This window comes from Myceligenerans salitolerans, from assembly GCF_017349295.1.
Lineage (GTDB): Bacteria > Actinomycetota > Actinomycetes > Actinomycetales > Cellulomonadaceae > Myceligenerans > Myceligenerans salitolerans.
Genome location: NZ_JAFMPK010000044.1, coordinates 236,732 through 258,094, shown reverse-complemented (window position 1 = coordinate 258,094; position 21,363 = coordinate 236,732). Strand labels below are relative to the sequence as shown.

Annotated in this window: 17 protein-coding genes; 8 read left to right on the top strand and 9 right to left on the bottom strand. The window is 72.3% G+C overall.

The genetic code is table 11. The features are described 5' to 3' along the window. The first annotated feature begins 96 nt into the window (after positions 1-96). Positions 97-699 carry a sigma-70 family RNA polymerase sigma factor gene (locus J0911_RS12175; protein WP_207275701.1) on the top strand — a complete coding sequence of 201 codons (603 nt, stop codon included), beginning with the start codon at positions 97-99 and terminating at the stop codon, positions 697-699. Beyond that, positions 696-1,976: a hypothetical protein gene (locus J0911_RS12170; RefSeq protein WP_207275700.1), complete on the top strand. Its 1,281-nt coding sequence runs from the start codon at positions 696-698 to the stop codon at positions 1,974-1,976. Before J0911_RS12175 ends, J0911_RS12170 begins: the two co-directional genes overlap by 4 nt. Positions 1,977-2,051: 75 nt before the next feature. On the opposite strand, the gene J0911_RS12165 is transcribed toward J0911_RS12170, so the two are convergent. The 3 genes from J0911_RS12165 to J0911_RS12155 form a co-directional block, all read right to left on the bottom strand. Next, on the bottom strand, positions 2,052-3,785 hold the full coding sequence (locus tag J0911_RS12165; RefSeq protein WP_207275699.1) for a PQQ-binding-like beta-propeller repeat protein: 1,734 nt from the start codon (positions 3,783-3,785) through the stop codon (positions 2,052-2,054). Between the two features lie 88 nt (positions 3,786-3,873). Next, a complete protein-coding gene (locus J0911_RS12160; RefSeq protein WP_207275698.1) occupies positions 3,874-5,319 on the bottom strand; it encodes a hypothetical protein in 1,446 nt (481 codons plus the stop codon). Between the two features lie 103 nt (positions 5,320-5,422). Further along, on the bottom strand, positions 5,423-6,214 hold the full coding sequence (locus J0911_RS12155; RefSeq protein WP_207275697.1) for a deoxyribonuclease IV: 792 nt from the start codon (positions 6,212-6,214) through the stop codon (positions 5,423-5,425). Positions 6,215-6,423: 209 nt separating this feature from the next. Here J0911_RS12155 and J0911_RS12150 point away from each other — a divergent pair, with 209 nt between their 5' ends. The 3 genes from J0911_RS12150 to J0911_RS12140 all read left to right on the top strand — a co-directional run bounded on the left by J0911_RS12150 (position 6,424) and on the right by J0911_RS12140 (position 10,972). Then, the gene (locus J0911_RS12150; RefSeq protein WP_372434873.1) at positions 6,424-7,317 is read left to right on the top strand and encodes a DNA/RNA non-specific endonuclease; all 894 of its coding nucleotides are present in this window, start codon (positions 6,424-6,426) and stop codon (positions 7,315-7,317) included. 59 nt (positions 7,318-7,376) lie between these two features. Beyond that, positions 7,377-10,073, top strand: coding sequence for a phosphoenolpyruvate carboxylase (locus J0911_RS12145; protein WP_207275695.1), 2,697 nt, complete (start codon positions 7,377-7,379; stop codon positions 10,071-10,073). A gap of 152 nt (positions 10,074-10,225) precedes the next feature. Next, positions 10,226-10,972: a sirohydrochlorin chelatase gene (locus tag J0911_RS12140; protein ID WP_207275694.1), complete on the top strand. Its 747-nt coding sequence runs from the start codon at positions 10,226-10,228 to the stop codon at positions 10,970-10,972. A gap of 150 nt (positions 10,973-11,122) precedes the next feature. Here the strand turns inward: J0911_RS12140 and J0911_RS12135 are convergent, their stop codons facing one another. Further along, positions 11,123-12,082 (bottom strand): 5'-3' exonuclease, encoded by a 960-nt coding sequence (locus J0911_RS12135; RefSeq protein WP_207275693.1) that lies wholly within the window; start codon positions 12,080-12,082, stop codon positions 11,123-11,125. A 225-nt stretch (positions 12,083-12,307) separates the two neighbouring features. Here J0911_RS12135 and J0911_RS20810 point away from each other — a divergent pair, with 225 nt between their 5' ends. Continuing rightward, positions 12,308-13,438 (top strand): glycoside hydrolase family 11 protein, encoded by a 1,131-nt coding sequence (locus J0911_RS20810; protein WP_207275692.1) that lies wholly within the window; start codon positions 12,308-12,310, stop codon positions 13,436-13,438. A gap of 86 nt (positions 13,439-13,524) precedes the next feature. Here J0911_RS20810 and crcB (J0911_RS12125) read toward each other — a convergent pair whose 3' ends face one another. The 5 genes from crcB (J0911_RS12125) to J0911_RS12105 all read right to left on the bottom strand — a co-directional run bounded on the left by crcB (J0911_RS12125) (position 13,525) and on the right by J0911_RS12105 (position 18,356). After that, entirely contained in the window at positions 13,525-13,908 is a 384-nt protein-coding gene (gene crcB / locus J0911_RS12125) for a fluoride efflux transporter CrcB (protein WP_207275691.1), read from the bottom strand. Continuing rightward, a complete protein-coding gene (gene crcB / locus J0911_RS12120) occupies positions 13,908-14,474 on the bottom strand; it encodes a fluoride efflux transporter CrcB (RefSeq protein WP_307865056.1) in 567 nt (188 codons plus the stop codon). The genes crcB (J0911_RS12125) and crcB (J0911_RS12120) overlap by 1 nt, the downstream gene beginning before the upstream one ends. Then, positions 14,471-14,938, bottom strand: coding sequence for a universal stress protein (locus J0911_RS12115; RefSeq protein WP_242636667.1), 468 nt, complete (start codon positions 14,936-14,938; stop codon positions 14,471-14,473). The genes crcB (J0911_RS12120) and J0911_RS12115 overlap by 4 nt, the downstream gene beginning before the upstream one ends. A 94-nt stretch (positions 14,939-15,032) precedes the next feature. After that, entirely contained in the window at positions 15,033-16,049 is a 1,017-nt protein-coding gene (locus J0911_RS12110; protein ID WP_207275689.1) for a sigma-70 family RNA polymerase sigma factor, read from the bottom strand. A gap of 51 nt (positions 16,050-16,100) precedes the next feature. Continuing rightward, a complete protein-coding gene (locus tag J0911_RS12105; RefSeq protein ID WP_207275688.1) occupies positions 16,101-18,356 on the bottom strand; it encodes a SpoIIE family protein phosphatase in 2,256 nt (751 codons plus the stop codon). Between the two features lie 207 nt (positions 18,357-18,563). On the opposite strand from J0911_RS12105, the gene J0911_RS12100 reads away from it, so the two are divergent. Both J0911_RS12100 and J0911_RS12095 read left to right on the top strand, forming a co-directional pair. Next, complete coding sequence (locus J0911_RS12100; protein ID WP_242636623.1) at positions 18,564-19,232, top strand: hypothetical protein; 669 nt, start codon at positions 18,564-18,566, stop codon at positions 19,230-19,232. Between the two features lie 84 nt (positions 19,233-19,316). After that, complete coding sequence (locus tag J0911_RS12095) at positions 19,317-21,353, top strand: penicillin-binding transpeptidase domain-containing protein (RefSeq protein WP_307865055.1); 2,037 nt, start codon at positions 19,317-19,319, stop codon at positions 21,351-21,353. Positions 21,354-21,363: the final 10 nt, after the last annotated feature.

Sequence of the window (21,363 nt, the reverse complement as noted above, 5' to 3'; positions counted from 1 at the left end):
TCCACGGTCTCCCGCCGCCGTCCCGGCCCGGTCCGCACAACCCTTTCCGGGGCGGGTTCGTCGGGAGGGTCATGAAGCCAGGGATGGGAGCCCGCGATGGGGTGGCATGACGAACTGGAAACGCTCGCGCGGGACCGCGGCAGCGCGCTGACCGGTTACGCGTACACGCTCTGCGGCGACGTGCGGCAGGCCGAGGACCTCGTCCAGGAGGCACTCGTGCGGTACTGCTCGCGACTCGTCAAGCCGCGCGCCGTGCGCGGCGGACAGGCGTCCGGTGACCCGCGGATGCGCACCGTCCCGTTGGACGGCACGGCCGCCGAGTTCTCCGAACCACCGGCCCGGATCGAGAAGACCGAGGCGTTCGTGCGGCGGACGATCCTCAACCTCTACCTGGACGGCTGGCGGCGGAAGAAGCGCTGGACCGCGCTGGAACCGCGGATCGCGGATCCCACGCACGTGCGCTTCCCCGACTCGGGCATCACCGCCCGTGCCGACGTGGTGCAGGCACTGAACGAGCTCACGCCCCGGCAGCGTTCCGCCGTCGTCCTGCGCTACTTCGAGGACATGACGATCTCCCAGGTCGCGGAGACGCTCGGCACGGCGCCGGGAACGGTGAAGCGTTACCTGCACGACAGCATGCGCGTCCTGCGGGGCGTGCTGGAACCGACGACGAGCGCGGCCGAAGGAGGCCACCGATGAGCCACGAGAGCGACCGGACCCCCGACCACGGCTGGATCGACCCGGACGGGAGCCGAGTCCTGGCCGAGACCCTCACCGCCATGGCGCAGGGCGTCGATCCCTGCTCCCCGAGCGGACCCGCCGCCACGCTCGGCCTCATGGCAGGCCGCGTGCGGCGCCGCCGGACCGTGAAGGTGGGCGCCGCCGGCGGCGGGGCGCTGGCCGTCGCCGGCGTGCTGGCCTTCGGCGTGCCGCAGCTCGCGCCGCTGAACGACGCGTCGCCGGTGCTGCCGGGGAACCCGTCGGTGTCGGCGTCGCAACCGGCGGCGCCCGAACCCGAGCCGACCGTGCGGGCCCCGGAACTCGTGCTCGACGAGGGCCACCAGCCCGACCTGCTCGCCGGCACGACCCTGAGCTGCGGCGTTTCCTGGTCGGAGGTCGACGTCGCCCGCGACCTCGCTCTGCGCTCGGACGGCCCGCTCCGTACGACGGCGGCGCACGGCGACGGGACGTGGACGTACACCCAGTCGGTGGCGGTCAGCGCGGTCGGCGCCGACGGCCGTGACGCGGCGGCGGACGACCTGAACTGGCCGACGCTCGTCTGGACGGACGCCGACGGCACGGTCGTCGACGTCGGCGGGTGGGACCCGTGGGCGTTCGGGAACGCGGAGAGCGCCTCGGCCGTCACCGAGGCATCCGCCACCGGCACCAGCGCGTGCGCCGCGGAGGGCACGGACGGCAGGCTTCCGGACGGCTCCTACGAGGTGCGCGCGATGACCATCCGGTACGCCGACAGCGCCTTGATCGCCGGCGACACCCAGCAGGTGGTGATCTCCGACGGTGAGCCGAGCACTGCCGACGGCGGGGCCGAGGTGGCCGAGCCGATCGATCTCCCGGCGGGGCCGGACGAGGACATCGCCGCGCAGCGCGGAGTCAACAGCGTGGTCCTGGACCGTACCGGCGAGCGGCAGCGCTGGGTCTCCTACCTGGGGGCCCTGGACACGGCGGAACGGCTTGCGACCGGAGGGACGCCCTTCGAGGTGCGGGGCCGCTGCACCGCGACGGGCGCGCCGCAGGACGGCACGGACCGGGTCGTGACCACGGTGCGCGGGGTGTGGAACGGGCAGACCGGACCGTCCGCGCCGCTCGTCTGTGACGGGGAGGAGCGTGTCGTCCTCGCCGACCTCGTTCACGGTGCCGACCCGTTCTCCGTGGACGGAGAGGTCGGCGTCGAGCTGACGGACGTGCCCGACGGCATCGCCCAGGTGGATGTCCGTCTGGTCCCTGTGACGGGGTGACCCGGCGGCGCGGGCCAGCCGGCCTCGGCCGGCCCGCGCCGTCCGCGGTGGCGTGCGGCACCTCGGCCGTGCGGCTCAGCCGTGGCCGACCAGAGCGCCGTCGTCCGCCACGGACAGCAGGCGGCCGTCGGCGGAGAACCAGGTGGTGTCCTCGTGCTCCAGGGTCCAGCGTGTCCGGCCGCTGCCGACGTCGATCGTGACGAGCTGGGCTCGGCCGGTGTCCCGGGACACCACGGTGCCGTCGTCGTCGACCACCGTCGTGAGACCCGTCGGCACCGTGACGAGCGTCAGGGCCGATCCGTCCGTGAACGCCGTTCTCGCACCACCGGGGCCGTCGGCCGTACCGTCCCGCTCCCAGAGGTCGCGCCCTGTGCGCAGGTCGATCCCGAGCCACGTCAGGGAAGGCCGCTCGAAGACGCCGATGCTTCCGGCGCGGGCGATGAACTGGCCCGGGTCCTGCGACTCCCAGACCAGGGTCCCGTCCTGACGATAGGCCCGCGTCCAGCCGTTCTGGCCGGCTCCGATCACGATCAGGTCCGACGGCGTGCCGTCGGTGGCCCGGTTCTCCATGACCCACCCGTCCGTTGTCAGCACCTCCTGCCCGTCGGTGGTCCGCACCGTCGTGGAGATCTCGCCGGTCTCGGGATCGTAGGACTGCTCGCCGACGAGGCGGTCACCCGAGGCCACGTGCCCGCCGATCACCAGGTCGCCCCCGGCGAACATCGTCCCGTCCGCCAGGAAGGCGGCTGCGATGCCGCAGGTGCGCACCGTGACCACGGACGCCCAGACCGTCACCGCCGGCAGGTCCGGCTCGGTGAGGCGCCGGGCGAGGTCCCCGGTGCCCTCGTCGCCGGCCACCTGTTCGTGGCAGTCGCCGAGGTCGCCGTTCCAGGGCACCGCCTTCCGCCAGGCCACCTCGCCTGTGCTCGCGGCCTCCGCACGCACGACGAGTTCGCGGTCGGGCGGACCACCCGACACCCGGCAGCCGTGCGGAACGACCTCCGCCCCGGAACAGTCGAGATCGGGTACGTCTCCGGTGACCCGAGCCCGGAGGATCAGTCCGCCCCCCACGGGCAGCAGCGTGTCGCGTGCGTCGTCCACGGGAGCCAGCCGCCGCGGTCCGGTGGCGTCGCCGTCGCCCGTCACGGTCACCGCGTGGCGTTCGCCGGCCGGCCCCACCAAGCAGGTGATCTCGTTCAGCACACGGGACGTCCCGCCGGCCTCCGGAGGCGTGCACTCCGGATCGGTACCGAGGGGCACCCGCCAGGCTTCGGCGCCGGAGCGCGGGTCCACGGCGACCAGGTCGGCGTCGCTCCAGCGCACGCGCTCGTCCGGAGCGTCGAGGCGGGAGCGGTTCATGCCGCTCTGCTCGCCGTCGAGGAACACGACGTTGCGGCCCAGGACGACGCTCCCCGTGCCGAGTCCGTAACGGTCGACGAGGTTGGTGTCGCCCCGGGGCGCGTACCGCCAGGTCTCGAGCGGAGGCTCGGCCAGCGACTCCACACCCCCGGGCGCCGTCCGCAGCAGGTCGACCCGTTCGTGTTCCCGGACGGTGTCGAGTGCCGCCGCCGCGAGCACGACGGCGGCGGCGACGCCCGTCACGACGAGACTCACCACTCGATGCCGCGACACCCAGCCGCGGGCCGCCACCACGCCGGCGAGGACCGACGACCCGAGGTCACGCAGGAGCTCACCGCCCGCCGACCGCCGGGGGCTCCCCTGCTCACGGCCGTCGTGGCCGGTCCCGTCGATCTCGTGCTCGCCCTCGACCAGGTCGAAGACGATCTGTTCCGGCCGCCGTCTCTCCACGTGGGGCTCCCTCGCCGTGAACGTTTCACGTGAACCATCACTGCCGGAGAATCTATCCGGCGAAAGTGACAGCACGCTGGGAGAACGGTCAGCTCATCCCGACCAGACCGTCGTTCGTCTCCGCGACCAGTCTGCCCCCGACGGCCCGCAGCTCCCACCCGGCAGGTACGTCCCATGTCCATCGTTCCTCGCCCGACCGTACGTCGAGGGTGACGGCGCGGGTACCGCCCTCCGGCTTCTCGACCAGGATCATCACCCGCCTCCCGTCGGTGAACGACACCTCGTGCTCGTAGCCGTTCCACGCCCCGCCGGCCGGCGTACCGACCTCGGTCCGCCACACCGCCGCACCCGAGGCCAGCTCGATCCCGGTCGCCACGCCGTCGCCGCCGAGCAGCACCCCCTCCCGTTGCGTCCGCGCCAGGAACAGTTCCGCGGTCTGCTCGACATCCCAGAGGATCCGGCCCTCCTCTCCCACGCGCAGCAACCGTGCACCCCGCTGGACCAGGGTGACCGCCCCGCCGGACCCGTCCGTGGCGACAGGATCCAGTACCGCCCCGGACGCGTCGCGCCGTCCTTCCCCGTCCGGCGCGAACATCAACGTCAGACCGGTGCCGATGGCGCCCGCACGGGCCCAGGCGCGATAGCCGCCGTCGGGGCGCGCCAGGACCTCGACGTCGCCGCGCACCGATCGCGCGCGCTCCAGCACGCGCCCGTTCGCGGCCACCCAGGCGTCGATCCCGCATCCCTCCACCAGCACGGTGTGCGCGGTCGTGGCGAGCGTGACGGACTCCAGGTCGAGCGCGTCGCCGTCGGCGCAGCGCTCCGCACGGCCCACCGTCCGGAACTCGATGGTGCGCCGCCACCGCACGGTGCCGGTGGCGGCGTCCGCGGCCTCCACCCGCACGTCACGCGCGTCCGTGATCGCACCGAACCACTGGCACACGCCGCCCTCGCACGACGAGCTGACCGGCGAGTCACCCGGCTCCGGCCCGATCCGCTCCGCCGTCAGGTACGTGCCGCCCGGCCCCGGGACCCGCTCCGGGTCGTCCTCGGGGGGCACGCACACCGGGGTCTTCGGGCGGCCCACCTCCGGACCGCAGCGGGTGGTCACGGCGGGCCCGAAGTCCGCGACCACCTCACCCGACCGGGGATCCAGGCCGACGACGTCGCCGCGCACCGTCGCGACCACCAGTTCCGCCGACGGCCACGGCCCGGTCGCGGCCGGAACACGCCAGCGCTCCCTCGGCGGGTTCTCCAGAGAGAGGACACCACCGGGTGCGGCCGCCAGACGGACGGTCCGTTCCCGGTGTTCGTGCGCCTCGTCGACCGCTACGACCACCGCGAGCCCGAGCACCACCGCTGCCACCAGCAACCACCGTCGCCGCGGCCACCGCGGCCGGTACGGTGCGGAAGGCCGCGCCGGGCCCGTCCCGTCCTGCTCCTCGCTCACCACGCCGGGGCGGTCGGCCGGCGCGGACGAGCCGTCGTCCTCCAGCTCGAAGACGACGCGGTCCGTGCTCCCGGGCCGGCCCATGTCCCCATCATCGCGGGCCGGGACCCGCGTGGGTAGGTGCGGCCCGGTGCAGCCGCCGGGAACATCGATGGAGCGTGACGTGCCGGCCCGGGGGCCGGAGCCCTCAGCCGGGCAACCGCTCGCGAAGCCAGGCGATGTCCGGGGCCATGTCCCCCTTGGTCTCGCAGATCACCGGCGCTCCGGCCGCCGCGATCACGGCCACGAGCTCCTGCTCCGGGATGCTGCCGTGCCCGAGGTTGGTGTGCCGGTCCGCACCCGAGCCGGCCTGGTCGCGGGAGTCGTTGGCATGCACCAGGTCGATCCGTCCCGTGATCGCGCGGATCTGGCCGGCGGCCTCGGCCAGATCGAGCCCACCCGCCCAGGCATGGCAGGTGTCGAGGCAGAAGCCGACCACCTCGGATCCGTCGGCCTGCTGGATCGCCGCCCAGAGCTGCTCGATGCGCTCGAGCCGGCGAGCCATGGAGTTCTCCCCTCCGGCGGTGTTCTCCACCAGCACGGGGACGTCGGTCTCGAGCGCGTCGACCGCCTTGCGCCAGTTGTCGAAGCCCTTGGCAGGGTCGTCGCCGGCCGCGATGTTCCCGCCGTGCACGACGACGCCGCGGGCCCCGACCTCGGCCGCACGGTCCATCGTGGTCTGCAGCAGCTTGCGACTCGGGATCCGGATGCGGTTGTTCGTGCTCGCGACGTTGACGATGTACGGGGCGTGCACGTACACGTCCAGCCCGGCCGACTCGACATCGGCCCGGAACGCCTCGGGGCCGCCCTCGTACCCGAGGTCAGGGGCGATCTTCCACTGCTGCGGGTTGCTCAGGAACACCTGGACCTGGTCCGCCCCGAGCTTCTTCGCCTCGGACACGGCTTCGGTCAGGGGCACGTGCGCGCCGATCTTCACCATGTGCCCACCCTAGGAGGTGAGACCGACACGCGCCGGGACCCAGCGGCCGTCCGCTTCGTCGCACGGCCCGCCGCTCGTCGTCGCACGGCCCGCCGCTCCCGCATCGTGCCGACCGCAGCTCGCCGCGGCCGGTGGTCGTTGCGGACGCGCGGGAGCACGGACCGACGTGACCACGGAACCCTCCGGGACGACCTCCTACGATGTCGCCCGTGACCGGATACGACGCCGAGTTCCTCGGCCCCGGGGGCCTCACCGTCCCGCTTCCCGTACCCGCCCAGGAGACCCGGCGGCTCGACTACACGCACTTCACCGTGCTGCTGGATCCCGTGCGTCGCCTCGCGTCGGTGACCGCCTGCGTCGTCGACGGCGGCAAGCTGGTGGATCTGCCGCGCACGGGCGGCTGGCGGCTCGACACGCGTGTCCCGGCCGCTGAGCAGGCGGGCAAGAGACTGTACGAGAACAACGCGCTGGACCGTGGACATCTCGTGCGCAGGCTCGACCCGGTCTGGGGTGACATGGCGTCCGCGGAACAGGCCAACAGGGACACGTTCACCTTCACCAACGCGGCACCGCAGGTGGACGCGTTCAACCAGTCGAAGGACCTGTGGAACGGGCTCGAGGACCACGTCCTGGAGTACGCGGACTCCCATGACCACCGGATCGTGGTGTTCACCGGCCCCGTTCTCGACGACGACGACCCGGTCTACCGTGGCGTGGCGATCCCCCGGATGTTCTGGAAGGTGGTCGCCTGGGCCTCGGCGGGCGACGGCGAGGACGCACGTCTCTACGCCGCCGGTTTCGTGCTCGACCAGACCCCGCACCTGGACGGCGCCGACCTCGAGGCGATCACCGCCCAGGCGCTCGCCCGGGACCAGGTGCCGCCGCTCGGCCCGTTCCGCACCTACCAGGTCCCCGTGGTGGACGTGGGATCCCTCACATCGGTCGACCTGGGCCCGCTGCTCACCGCCGATGTCCTCGGGATCGAGCCGCAGCCGCCGTCGGGCGCGGAACCGGGCGAGATCCTCATACAACGGGTACCGCAGGCGCGACGGTGGTCCGAACTCACCCTGCGGGAGCAGATCCACCTGCGGAGCGGTTCGTGACCGTTCGGGGTTCGGACGCAAAGTTCGTCTCAACGCCTGTTACCAATAGTCTCTAGATCGTGAGTGACACAACGACTGCCCGCGGCTCGGCACGTCACGAGATTCCCGACCCGCTGCGCGACGACGTCCGACTGCTCGGTGGCCTCCTCGGCGACATCCTCCGCGAGGCCGGCGGGCAGGAGCTGCTCGACGACGTGGAACGCCTGCGCGAGCTGACCATCGACGCCTACGGGAACGGTCACGACGGCGCGCTCGCCGAGGCGGCCGCGCTGGTCGACGGTTTCACGCTGGAACGCGCCGAACAGGTCGCCCGAGCCTTCACCTGCTACTTCCACCTCGCGAACCTCGCCGAGGAGTTCCACCGGGTGCGGGTGCTGCGCACCCGTGAGGCGCAGACCGCCAGCGGTCCCGCCGTCCTGGAGGGGACGCTTCCGGAAGCGTTCGCTCAGCTCACCGAGGAGGTCGGACGGGACGAGGCCCTGCGCCGCCTCGACGAGCTCGAGTTCCGTCCGGTTCTGACGGCTCACCCGACGGAGGCCCGCCGCCGCGCCATCAGCGGCACGATCCGGCGCATCGGCGGCCTGCTCGCCGAGCGGGACGAACAGCGCCTCGGAGGAGTGTCCCGCGCCGAGAACGAGCGGAAGCTTCTCGCCGAGATCGACACGATGTGGCGCACCTCCCCGATCCGGCAGTCCAAGCCCTCGGTGCTGGACGAGGTCAAGACGATCATGGGCGTCTTCGACGCCGTCATGGTGGACGTCTTCCCGGACGTGTACCGACGCCTCGACGACTGGCTCCTCGCCGAGGACGCCGGACGGGTGGCGCCGGTCGCGAAGCCGTTCGTGCGGCTGGGGTCCTGGATCGGCGGTGACCGCGACGGGAACCCCAACGTCACCGCGGAGGTGACCCGCAAGGCGGCCACGCTCGCCTCCGAGCACGCCCTCGGCGCGCTGGAACGTGTCGCCGTCGAGGCCGGCCGGCGCCTCACCCTCGACGAGGGCGACACCGCGCCGTCGTCCGAGCTGAACGGCCTGCTGCTACGCCAGAAGCAGCTGTCCGACGAACTGGCCGAGAGGGCCGCGGCCGCCTCGCCCCGCGAGCCGCACCGTGCGGCGATGCTCGCCATCGCGGAGCGGATCGCGGCGACGCGCACCCGCGACGCCGATCTCGCCTACGCCGACGTCGACGAGCTGGAGCAGGACCTGCGCGTCGTGCAGGACTCCCTCGTCGCGGCGGGCGCGCCCCGTGCGGCCTACGGTGACCTGCAGCGGCTCGTGTGGCAGGTGCAGACGTTCGGCTTCCACCTCGCGGAACTCGAGGTACGGCAGCACTCCCAGGTGCACGCCGCGGCGCTCGAGGAGATCCGCGAGAAGGGCGTCCACGGCGAGCTGAGCGAGCGCACCACCGAGGTGCTCGACACCTTCCGCGCGCTCGGTGCCGTCCAGAAGCGGTTCGGCAAGCAGGCCGCCCGGCGCTACATCGTCTCCTTCACGCAGGAGCCGGAGCACCTGGCGGCCGTGTACGAGCTGGCGGCTCTCGCGTTCGCCGAATCGGACGACATCCCCGTGATCGACGCGATCCCGCTGTTCGAGACCTTTGCCGACCTGCGCAACTCCGTGGACATCCTGGAGTCGATGCTGACGCTGCCCGCCGTGCAGAAGCGCCTGGCGGACAACGGCCGCCGGGTCGAGGTGATGCTCGGGTACTCCGACTCGTCGAAGGACGTCGGCCCCGTCTCCGCCACTCTCGCGACCGACCAGGCACAGTCGCGGATCGCGGAATGGGCGCAGCGGCACAACATCACGCTCACGTTGTTCCACGGCCGTGGCGGTGCGCTCGGCCGTGGTGGCGGCCCCGCCAACCGTGCCGTCCTGGCGCAGCCGCCGCACTCGGTGGACGGCCGGTTCAAGCTGACCGAGCAGGGTGAGGTCATCCTGGCGCGCTACGGCGACCCGGTCATCGCGGCCCGGCACATCGAACAGGTCGCGGCGGCGACGCTGCTGGCGTCGGCCCCGTCGGTGGAGAAGCGGAACGCGGACGCGGGGGCCGAGTTCACCGGCCTCGCCGAGCGTCTCGACGCCGCGTCCCGGACGAGGTTCCACGAGCTCGTGAGGTCCGACGGCTTCCCGCAGTGGTTCGCACAGGTCACGCCGCTGGAGGAGGTCGGGATGCTGCCGATCGGATCCCGACCCGCGAAGCGTGGCCTGTCCGTCAACAGCCTCGACGACCTGCGCGCCATCCCGTGGGTCTTCTCCTGGTCGCAGGCGCGGATCAACCTCGCCGGCTGGTACGGACTGGGGACGGCCCTGAAGGAGTACGGCGAGGCGCCCGACGGCGGGCTCGAGCGGCTCCGCGAGGCCCGCTCCCGCTGGCCACTGTTCGCGACGCTGCTGGACAACGTCGAGATGTCGCTCGCCAAGACGGACGAGCGCATCGCGGAGATGCACCTCGCCCTCGGCGACCGGGACGACCTCGCGCGGATGGTGCTCGACGAGCTCCGCCTCACGCGCGAGTGGGTGCTGAAGATCTCGGGCAACGCGTACCCGCTGGCGGACCGCCGGGTACTGGGCCGCGCCGTGCAGGTGCGGTCGCCGTACGTGGATGCCCTGTCCTTGCTGCAGGTCCGTGCGCTGCGGGGCCTGCGGACGGGAGCCGACGGCGACTCGACGGTCGACGGGGCCTACCGTGGCCGGCTGCAGCACCTGCTGCTCCTGACGGTCAACGGTGTCTCGGCGGGTCTGCAGAACACCGGCTGACCGGAATAGGTGAAGGGCGCCGTCGGTCCCGCCGACGGCCGGCCCGGTGCCGAGCGGTCGCCGGCCGCTCGGCACCCGGCCGGCCGCATCGGCGTGGGCGGTGCAGGCAGTGCGGGCGGCGGACGTAGCGGAGGACGAAGGGGACGATCGACATGGCGCCAGTACTGGTGGGAACCTCCCACGGGACGGACGACGCCGCGGGGCGCGCCGCCGTGCGCGCACTGCTGGACGGCGTGCGTGCGGCGCGCCCGGACCTCGATGTTCGCGAGGCGTTCGTCGACGTGCAGACGCCCGAGGTCGAGGACGTGCTGGGCGGAGCGGTGACCGACGCCGGCGCCGGTGTCGTCGTCCCCCTGCTGCTGTCGACGGGCTACCACGTGCGGCACGACATCGCGCGGGCGGTCGCCGTACACGGTGACGCGGCGCTGGCCGCCGAGCCGCTCGGCCCTGATCCCCGACTCGTCGATCTGCTGGCGGACCGGCTCGCGCAGCTCGACGGTGGTGCGGGCCTGCGCCCGGACGACGCCGTGGTGCTGGCCGCAGCCGGTTCCTCCGTCCCCGCGGCGGCCCTCGCGGTCGAGGAGGTCGCGGCAGGGCTGGCGGCGCGACTCGGGCGGCCGGTGACGCCGTCGTACGGTGCGGGCTCCCAGCCGCGCGTCCCGGCCGCGGTCGCCGCGGAGCGTGCCGGCCCGGTCGGCACCGCAGGGCGTGTGGTCGTCGCGTCCTATCTGCTCGCGCCGGGATACTTCCACGACCGTGTCCTGGAGGCGGGGGCCGATGCCGTGACGGCCCCGCTGGCGCTCCCGGAGGTGTCCGACGACCGCCTCGTCGGGATCGTCATCGATCGCTACGAGTCAGCCGCCGAGCGGCTCCGGTCCGGGGCGCACGCCCGCCGATGACGAGGCCGCGTCTCTCCTGACGGGAGCGGCGGGGCCGTCGGATGGCGAGGCCGCACCCTCCCGGACCACGGGAGCGGCGGGGCCGCACCCGCCCCTTCCGCGACGGGAAGGCGGATGCCCGCGGCGCCGGCGTGCGCCCGTGAGCCGCCGCTACGTGGCAGGGACGCGCCCGGCGAGGGCCTCGCGGACCCGGTTGACGCTCGACCGGAGGCCCCAGCGCTCGGTGAGGGACTGGAGCCGCCCGTCGTCGGCCGGGGCGGCGGGCAGGGCGTCGTCGAACACCGGGAGCGGGGCGTCGCGAGCCACCCGGACCACCGTGGGGGCGACCGCCAGGTAGTCGGCGGCCTCCACGAGCCGCCTGCGCTGGGTGGCGGTGAGGCCCTTGTCGGACTCGTCGTCGCGGGCGCGCAGGATTCCGGACAGGTCGCCGTACCGGGAGAGCAGCTTGGCGGCGGTCTTCTCGCCGATACCGGCCACGCCCGGCAGGCCGTCGGACGGGTCCCCGCGGAGCGTCGCCAGGTCCGCGTAGGCCTGCCCGGTGGGCACCCCGTACTTCTCGGCGAGCTTCGCCTGGTCGACCGCATCGGGGTCGCGCACCCCGCGTGCGGGGTAGAGCACACGGACGCCCGCGTCGTCGTCGACGAGCTGGAAGAGATCACGGTCGCCGGTGACGATGTCGACGCGGGACGGCGAGGAACCGGGCGTGGTGCGCGCACGGTGCACCTCGCGGTCGGTCAGGGTGCCGATCACGTCGTCGGCCTCGTAGCCGGGTGCACCGACCCGGGCGATCCCGAGTGCCGCGAGCACCTCCGCGATCACCGGGACCTGCGGGGCCAGTGCCTCGGGTACCACTTCGCTGCCCACCGCCTCGTCCGCGACGCGGTGGGCCTTGTACGACGGGATCGCCTCCACCCGGAACGCGGGGCGCCAGTCGTCGTCCCAGCAGGCCACCATTCGCTCCGGCCGGTGTTCCGTGATCAGCCACGCGATCGTGTCGAGCAGCCCGCGGACGGCGTTGACGGGCTCACCCTCCGGTGACCGCAGTGAATCGGGCACGCCGAAGAAGGCGCGGAAGTACAGGGAGGCCGTGTCGAGCAGCATCAGGCTCATGGACACAGCCTGCCACTCCAGGCTGACAGAAGGGCCCGGCGTACCGATCGGACGTCAGCCCGTGGATCCGGCACTCCGCGTGCCCATCGCGAAAGTAGGCGAAACTATCGAAAAGATTTGCTTAAACGTTTGAAACGTTGACATCGCCATCAAGCCACTTCAAGAATGCCGTTCGCGGGCGCCGCCCCGCCGATTCACCATCGACCGCACGAGGGAGTGCAGACTATGTCGAAATCGTTTACCAAAACACGATCCGGGCCACGACGGCACCGTCGTCTGGCCCAGGTCCTCGCGAGCGCGGCCGCCGCGCTCACGCTCGTCGTGACCGCCGGCAACCCCGCCGCGGCGATCGACACCAACCAGGAGGGCAACCACGGCGGGTACTTCTACTCCTTCTGGACCGACACCCAGGGCAGCGTCACCATGAACCTGGGATCCGGGGGCAACTACTCGACGCAGTGGAGCGGTACCAACAACTTCGTGGCCGGCAAGGGCTGGAACCCGGGCACCAACAACCGCGTGGTGAACTACTCGGCCCAGTACAACCCGAGCGGGAACTCGTACCTCACGCTGTACGGATGGACGCGGAGCCCGCTCGTCGAGTACTACGTCATCGAGTCGTGGGGCTCGTGGCGGCCGCCGGGCGACGCCAACTACTACGGCACCGTCAACAGCGACGGCGGCACCTACGACATCTACCGCACCCAGCGGGTCAACCAGCCCTCGATCGACGGCACCGCGACGTTCTACCAGTACTGGAGCGTCCGGACGTCCAAGCGCACGAGCGGCACGATCACGTTCCAGAACCATGTGAACGCCTGGGCTCAGAACGGCCTCAACCTGGGCAACCACTACTACCAGATCATGGCGACCGAGGGCTATCAGTCAAGCGGCAGCTCGAACGTGACGGTCGGCGAGGGTTCCGGCGGCAACCCGGGCGGTGGCGACGGCGGCGGTGACGGCGGTGGCGGTGGCGGCGGTGGAGACGTCACCCGCCTGCAGAACGCCGAGACCGGCAAGTGCCTGGATCTGCCGGGAGGCAATACCGCCGACGGGACAGAACTGCAGACCTACTCCTGCTACCAGGGGGAGAACCAGCGGTTCTCCTTCACCTCGTCCGGTGAGATCACCGTCCGCGGAAAGTGCCTCGACGCCCCGTCGGGTTCGAACGGGACACGGTTGCAGGTCTATTCGTGCAGCGGCAGCCAGAACCAGAAGTGGACCCGCGAGTCCAACGGTGTGATCCGCAACCGTCAGCACAACGTGTGCCTCGACGTGTGGAGCAGCGAGAACGGTTCGCCGGTGCAGCTCTATAGCTGCCACGGCGGGAGCAACCAGCGCTGGAACCGCATCTGAGGCCCGTGACCGACCACTGACCGATCGACCCGCCCGGTGCGTGTCGACGAGGGGTGGGGTGCCCGCCGGCACCCCACCCCTCGTCGTCAGGTGACCAGACCGACGACGGCGATACCGGCGGCCACCGCGGTCACCGTCGCTCCGAGCGTGCCGAGCACGCCCGCCAGGGCCCACCGCGTGCGGCCCGACCGAGCGAGGCGTACCGCCTCGACCATGGCGGTGGAGAACGTCGTGAAGCCCCCGCACAGGCCGGTGGCGAGGGCGAGCCGCCAGGGCGCGACGTCGCCGGGCTCGTGGCCGGCGAACAGGATGAACCCGGCGACGAGGCCGATCACCAGGGATCCGGCGACGTTCACCACGAACGTGCCCCAGGGGAACGGCCCGTGACTTCGCGAACGGATCGTGCCGTCGACGACGAAGCGCGCGACCGCGCCGACCGCGCCGCCCCCGGCGACGAGCAGCAGGTTCATCAGGAAGACCCTTCTGTCGCGGCGGCCCGCGACCGGCGCGGGTGGGCGCCGCCTGCGCGCTCGCCGAGGAGAACGCCCGCGAGGCAGCACGACAGGCCCAGGACGAGCGTGACCAGCACGTACGCGATCGCTGTACCTGCCTGCCCGTCCGAGAGGAGCCGCTGGGTCTCCAGGGCGAAGGCAGAATACGTCGTGAACCCGCCGAGGAATCCCGTTCCGCCGACGAGGCGCACGTTGCGGCGGCGCGGGGTCTCCCGTCCCGGGCGCGCCAGGGCCTCGAGACCGAAGCCGAGGGCGAACGCGCCGAGGAGGTTGACGCAAAGGGTCGCCAACGGCCAGCCGCCCGTCAGCTCGGGGGCAGGCAGGAGGACCTCCGTGCCGTAACGCGCCGCGGAACCCACGGCGCCACCGAGCGCCACCAGCCCGATCAGCGTGGGGCGCAGATGGGCGGGCAGGCCTCGGCGGCCGTCCGGGCCGGGCGACCGCACCGTCGGCAGTTCGCTCCTCGACGCGTTCATCGAGTTCCACGATGCCGCATGCGGGCCGGCGGAGGCGGTCGTGTTCACGCCGGGTCCTCGTCGCCGGGCGTGCGTTCGGGCAGGACGACCACAGGGCGGCGCTGGTCGTGGACCAGGCGGCCCGCCACCGTGCCACCCACCATGCTCGTCGCCCAGCCTCGCAGACCGGTGCGCCGGGCACCGATCACGATCATCGCCGCACCCACGTCGTCGGCGACGCGGGTCAGTTCTCGCGCCGGATCACCCGCGCCACGTACCGCGCACCAGGGCAGGCCGACATCGGCCATCGAGCGGTTGAGGCCGTTGAGCACGTCGGCCGCGTACCGGTCGTCGGACATCACGATGTCGGGGTCGACCGACACCGTGAAGCCGTTCGGCTCCGTCATCGCGCTCTCGTCCACCCACAGGCAGACGATCTCGACGAGCGATCCCCCCAGGCTCTGCACGAGCGACGCGGCACGGCGAGGAAGGTCCGGTTGTCTGTGGTCCACGCCGACCACGACGGATCTCATCGTCACGCCCCGAGGTTATCGGCATGTGTGAGCCACGTCACGAGGCCTCCGAGCCTCGTGTGTCGTGGCGCGCCCAGGGTTCCCCGAGACGCCCTCAGTCGAGGTGGTCGGCCAGGCCGAACAACGGGAACAGCCGTTCCGGGGACCGGAAGGTCGTGATGCCCGTGATCCTCTCCCCGTCGTTCTCCAGCACGGCCAGACCCCAGGGGAACCAGCCACCCGCCGGATCCGGACGGTACTGCCCGTAGGCCGCCGAGCCGTTGGCGCGCACGGGCACGCAACGAGAGCCTCGGCAGCCCGACCCGACACCGAGCATCCATGCCCTGATGTCCTCCACGCCCTGGAGCCACATCGCGTACGGCGGCATGTTCATGACGGCGTCCTCGCGGAGGAGTTCGCTCAGGCCGTCCATGTCGTACCGCTCGAACGCGTCGATGTAGCGCTCGAGGAGTGCGCTCTCCTTCTCGGACGGCTCGGTTCGCGGCGTGGCGGTGGCCGTGTCGAGCTGCAGCGCGCGTTCGGACAGTGTGGCGCGGGCCCGCTGCAGAGCGCTGTTCACCGAGGCAACCGAGGTCTCCAGCAGTTCCGCCACCTCCTGGGCCGGCCAGCGCAGCACCTCGCGGAGCACCAGGACCGCACGCTGCTTCGCCGGGAGGACCTGCAGGGCCGCGACGAACGCCAGGCGCACCGACTCGCGTGCGACCGCCGTGTTCGCGGGGTCACCCGGCCCGGGAAGCACGCGGTCGTCGGGCACCGGCTCGATCCATCTCTCCTCCGGCAGTTCGGCCGCGAGGCTCTCGACGACCGGGGCGGAAGCGGCGCCCAGGCCCATCGGACGCTCGCGCTTGGCGCGGCTCGAACCGAGCATGTCGAGGCAGACGTTGCCCGCGATGCGGTACAGCCACGTGCGGAGCGACGAACGCCCCTCGAAGCGGTCGTAGGAGCGCCATGCGCGCAGCAGCGTCTCCTGGACCGCGTCCTCGGCGTCGAAAGCCCCGCCGAGCATGCGATAGCAGTATCCGGTCAACTCACGGCGATGCCGTTCGAGCGTGGCGATGAGTTCCGGATCGATCTTTTCGGGGTCTGGCCCGACGCGTGTGGATTGCGCCATGGGTCTGACGCTACGCCGGGTGACTGACACTGACGACGGAGCGGCCGGTTCTCACGACTCCCGGTCGATCTCGAACCACACGGTCTTGCCCTGCCGCCGGGTGCGGGGACCTCCTCGGGTGACCTCGTCGAGCCCGCCGTCGTCGTCGTCCACGTGCCGTTCCACGCCCCAGCGCGACGCCAGCCGCTCGAGGAGCTGGATGCCCCGGCCGCCGAACTCGCGCACGTCCGGGTCCCTGAGACGCGGCTGCACCGACGAGCCGTCACGCACCCCGACGCGGACGCGGTCGGGGTCGACGTCGAGCTCCGCGCTGATCGGCGCCCGGCCGTGGTCCAGGGCGTTCGTCAGGATCTCCGACGCCAGCAGTGTGATCGTCCGGCGCTGGGCGAGCGGGACCCCGCACGTCTCGAGCATGTCGTCGATCCACAGCCGAGCCGGGGCGAGGTCGGACAGGTCGTCCGCGACCCGGCGCTCCACGCGCGCGGTCCCGGGCTCCGAACGGTTGCTCGGCATGGCGGCCATGCGCACCCGCACCGCGAGCACGGCGACGTCGTCGTGCTGGTCCTGACCGATCAGCCGACGGACCAGGGTGACCGGGAGGGCGGCCGTGGCGGTGTCGGCGAGGCTCGCGAGCGTCTTCTCGAGTCCGGAGAGTGCTTCGTCGTCGGAGGCGGAGTGCTGCTCGGTGAGTCCGTCGGTGTACAGCAACAGCGTCTCGCCGGGACGTAGCAGTGTCGCGTGGTCGGTCCGGCGAATGCTGGGCACGACGCCGAGCATCATGTCGCTGCGCGCGTCGAGCCGGTCGACGCTGCCGTCCCGGCGGAGCACGAGGGGTGGCGGGTGCCCGGCGCTCGACCATGTCACCTCGTACGTTCCGCCGCCGCGCTTGACACGGTCCAGCCGCACCAGCACGGCCGTGCCGGACGCGCGCAGCCCGAGCCCGTCGTTCGCCTTGTCGAGCAGCCGCAGCAGCTCGGACGGCGCCGCGTCGTGACTCCACGCGAGTGCCCGGAGCAGCGAACGCAGCTGGCCCATCGTGGCCGCGGCGTGCATGTCGTGCCCGGTGACGTCGCCGACCATGAAGATCGACGCCTCGTCGTCCAGCCGGACCGCGTCGTACCAGTCTCCCCCCACCTGGTCCGACCGGGTGGCCGGCGAGTACGTGCAGGCGAGATCCAGGTGAGCGATCTGCGGCAGCCGGCTGAGCATCGAGCGCTGCAGCGTCGTCGCCGCCCGGCGGCGCTCGTCCAGCAGCCACGCACGTTCCAGCGCGTCGCCGGCGTACTGCGCCAGGGCCGCGCCGAGCGCGAACATGTCCTGGTCGTTGCGCCCCTCCTGCTCCCAGACGAAGATCACGACCCCGACCACGCCCCCCGGCCGGATGCCGAACGCGGTGCCGCTCGGTGAGAGCACCGGGAGGAACGCGCGTGCTCCCAGACCGTGGTTGCTGTAGGGCGCGACCTCGGGGAACGCGGCGATCAGTTCCTCGTCCGACGCGTAGAAGAGCGGCTTCCCGGTGCGGACGACCTCGCAGACCGGTCGGGCATCGGTGAGCCGGGCGTGCCGGAACGACGCCGGGAAGCCCGGCTCGACATGGGCCAGCGACGTGTACGTGATTCCGCGCCGATCCGTGTCCACGAGCGCGAGACCGCAGTAGCGCGCCCCGATGCCCGTGGTACCGATGTCCGCGATGACGGCGTCGACATCGTTCACCGACTGGGCGCCGGCGAACGCCTCGCTGAGCGACAGGAGGAACCGGCTGCGCCGGTTGGCACGGACCGCGGCATGCTGCACGCGGCGAGCCCTTTCGCGTTCGGACTGGAGACGGGACTCCGCGCTGCAGGCGGCGGCGAGGTCCTCGAGCGTCGCGAGTGCCTCCGGCGACCAGCGCCGCGGTCGGTCGTCCACGGCGACGAGCGCACCGATGGGCCGACCGCGCAGGTCGTGGACGGGAAAGCCCGCGTAGGCGACGACGCCCAGGTCCCGTACGACATGGCCCGCACCGAACGCCTCGTGGTCGCGGACGTCCTCGACCACGAGGGGGCCGTCCGCGTCGACGACCGGCAGGGCCAGCCCGGTTCGCACGCGGAGTGACTCGTCACCCGTCGTGGCTCTCGCGACGGCCCGCTCGTGCCCGTCCCGCTCCGGGGGCGTCACGGCGTCGTCGGCCAGGATCACCACGGCAGCCGCGGGCACGGCGAGGTGGCGGCGCACCAGTCGGGCGAACCGCTCGAAGGCTTCGTCGGCGGCCTGGGTCCCGAGGCCGACGTGCGCCAGGTCGTTCAGGGCCTGGAGGTCCGTCGGCATCTTCCCAGTATCACGGGAAACGTCCGGCCACGCCCGCCGACGGCGGATATCGGCGGGATGACGGGCCGGAGCCGCCCGCCGACGGGCCTTCCGGCGGCCCGGGCTCCGTGTAGGTATTGCGATCCACGTCACACCGCGCGCACACTGGACGAAGCATCGAACCCACACTGGGGGTGGATCGTGACTGCAAGCGCTGGAACTTTCGACATGTTGCCGATGCTCGGACGCGGCAAGCACCGGAACCCCAAGAAGGGCGCGTGCTTCATGGAGCTCGCCTCGTTCCTCGCGGGTGAGAGATGGAGCGACCACCCGTCGTGCACGCACCCGTTGGTGGCCATGCTCGCCCGTGCCGTCAACGACCTGACCTCGGATCACGCCCGTCCGCAGCTCGCACCGCTGATCCCGTCCGTGATCGGCCTGACCAGCGACGACCAGCGCTGGGACGTCCGGATCGCGTTGCGCGCGGCCCAGGCCGCGCTGCCCATCTCGCCGGCCGACCGGCAGCAGACCCTCGCCGTGGCGATCTACGGCGCGGAGCGCATGCTCGACGTGCTGGACGAGCGGCCCTCCGGGACCCTCGCGCCCGAATCGGTCGCGGCGCTCGCCTCCGTGCCCAAGACCGCCGCCTGGGCGGAGCGGTTCTGCGCCGGGACCACGGTGCGCCCCAAGCGGTTCGTGCGGGACGCCGCACCGAGCGTCGTGTCGACCGCCGTCCAGGGGATCTCCGAGGCGTTCGTGCCCGACGTCGATGCCCGTCTGCGTGCCTTGCTCGCGGACACCATCGACGACGCCCGACGGTGGGCCGGCCGGGAGGACAGCGCGGTGCTCGATCCTGTCGCGTGGCGCGAGGTCGTCAAGGAGGCCCCGGTCGGGTGACGCCGCATGCGTCACACGGATTCACCCGGGAATCTGCGGTATTAGTGCATGACCTGAGCGGAGGGCTCCACTAGCCTCGCAAGGGTGCAGCCCGAACCCGGACCGAACACACCGCCGCCCGCCGAGCAGATCCCGCCCGTCGCCGGGCCTCCGGCAGCGGAGGCCCCGAGGCGTCGTCGCACGGGAGCGGTGCTCGGCATCGTCGCCGCCGTGGCGGTCGCCGTGGCCGGCGCGGCGCTGGCCTGGTTCCTGCTGCGCGAGCCACCGATCCCCGCCCACGAACCCGTGGCGGAGGACTTCGGCACCGCCCTGGGCACGGGAGAACTCGCTGACTTCCCGGTCACGACGGAGACGTCGGTGGTCCCGGAGAAGCAGTACGACGCGGTGTTCGCGGATCTCCTCGAGTCCACCGAGTTCGAGGTGTCCCTGGCGGAGACGACCCCTGTCGTGGAGGCCGACGACGGGACGGCGTCGTTCACGGCCACCTACGCCTGGGCCTGGCCCTTCACGGAGGACGAGGCCTGGGAGTACACGACCGACGTCGAGTTCACCTACCCGGGCGCCGACGGGCGGGAGCCCGGCGTCTGGCAGGCGGCCTGGAGCCCGGCCGTGCTCGCGCCCGAGCTCGAGTCCGGGGAACGCCTGGCGGTCGAGCGGGTGGATCCGCGGCGGGCGGACATCGTCGGAGCGGGCGGGAAGACGATCGTGACCGAGCGCGACGTCCTCACGGTGGGCGTCGACAAGTCCCGCGTCGACGCCTCCCGGTGGAGCGCGACCGCACGCACCCTGGCCGAGCTGCTCGACTTCGGCGACGAGGCGACCGACGACCTCGTGGCGCGCACCGAGGCGGCGGGCGAACGAGCCTTCGTGCAGGCGATCGTCATCCGCGTGAGCGACCCCGACTACGACAGGCAGGCGCTGGAGGAGACGCCCGGTGTGCTGCTGATCCCGGGGACACGTGCGCTGGCGCCCACCGCCGACTTCGCGCGCCCGATCCTGGGCACCACGGGAGAGGCCACCGCGGAGATCATCGAGGAGTCCGACGGGCGCGTGGAGGCAGGCGACGTCGTCGGCCTCTCAGGCCTGCAGGCCGCCTACGACGAACAGCTCGCCGGCACGCCGGGAATCCGCGTGACGGCGGCGAAGGAGGACGGCGACGACGAGCCGCGCGAGCTCTGGGCGAAGGAGGCGAAGGACGGCGAACCCGTCGAACTGACCCTGGACGTCGCGATGCAGCAGCACGCGGAGCAGGTCCTCGCCGATGCGGGCGAGGACTCACCGAGCGCGATCGTCGCGGTCGACGCCACGACCGGTGGCGTCCTGGCCGCGGCGTCCGGCGAAGGCAGCCAGGGATACAACACGGCGATGCTCGGTCAGTACCCGCCCGGCTCCACCTTCAAGATCGCCAGTGCCCTGGGAATGCTGCGCAACGGCCTCACGCCGGACAGCACCGTCTCGTGCCCCGAGCAGATCGTGGTGGGCAAGGAGTTCGACAACGTCGACGGCTATCCGGCCGACGCGCTCGGTGACGTGCCGTTCCGGACCGCCTTCGCGCACTCGTGCAACACCGCGATGGTGGGACAGCACGAGCTCGTCTCGCAGCAGGACCTGCACGACGCCGCCGCGTCGCTGGGCCTCGGTCTGGAGGCGTCGCGTCTCGGGGCGGCCGGCTACCTCGGGGAGGTGCCCGCCGACGACATCAGCGAGGCGGACCACGCGGCCTCGTTCATCGGGCAGGCACGGGTCCTCGCGTCACCGCTGGCGATGGCGACGGTGGCCGCGAGCGTCGCGGGCGGCAGCACGGTGAGCCCCGTGCTCGTGGTCACGGACGAGACCGAGGACGGCGAGGCGCCGTCGGGCACGCTGGAGGAGGACGAGGCCGCCACGCTCCGCGAGCTCATGGGAGGCGTCGTCGAGGAGGGGTCGGCACAGGAGGCGCTCGCCGGGGTCACCGGCGTGGTCGGTGCGAAGACCGGCAGCGCCGAGGGCAACGACGGCAGGACGAACGTGTGGATGGTCGCGATCAAGGGTGACATCGGGGTCGCGGTGTTCGTCGAGGACGGAGACTTCGGCTCGACGACCGCCGGACCGATCATGCGGGACTTCCTGACGGGAGGCTGACGGGGCGGGC